Raw genomic sequence first — 438 nt, 5'->3', positions numbered from 1 at the left:
GGGTCGGTGTAGTTCGAACCAGGAGGATTTGCCCGAGCCGTCGTCGAACGTGGTTATGCCGGATTCGTCGGCGGCGGCCGCCATCATCGGCAGGCCACGGCCACGTTCGGCGAATTCGTCCGGCATATCGCCGATTTCGGGTACGAAGGCGCTGTCGTCGAGAACTTCGAAACGAAGTTTGCGCTCCGCTTCGGTGTCGGTCTGGGTGATGACGACCTCGACCTTGCCGTCGGTATCGGCGAGGGAGTTCGCGATGAGTTCCGACATGAGGATGACCGCGATGTCGACGCCGTCGGAGTCCAGCCAGCCGAAGGATTCGTTCAGCAGTTCCTCGAGGCGGTGACGTTCCGCGGCGACTGCGTGGGTGCGGGTTCTCTCGCCCTCTCTGCCGGAGGGGCCCAGTGCCGCGCCGGCCGCCCGCACGGTGTACTGCTCGCG

1 protein-coding gene is annotated in these 438 nt (G+C 65.3%); it reads right to left on the bottom strand.

The genetic code is table 11. The features are described 5' to 3' along the window. Positions 1-438, bottom strand: a 438-nt coding sequence (locus IG65_RS38815; protein ID WP_030519019.1) for an ATP-binding protein, incomplete at both ends; no start/stop codon positions are given.

This window comes from Nocardia sp. NRRL WC-3656, assembly GCF_000720265.1.
Taxonomy (GTDB): Bacteria; Actinomycetota; Actinomycetes; order Mycobacteriales; family Mycobacteriaceae; genus Nocardia; species Nocardia nova.
This window is presented reverse-complemented; position numbering and strand designations above follow the sequence as displayed.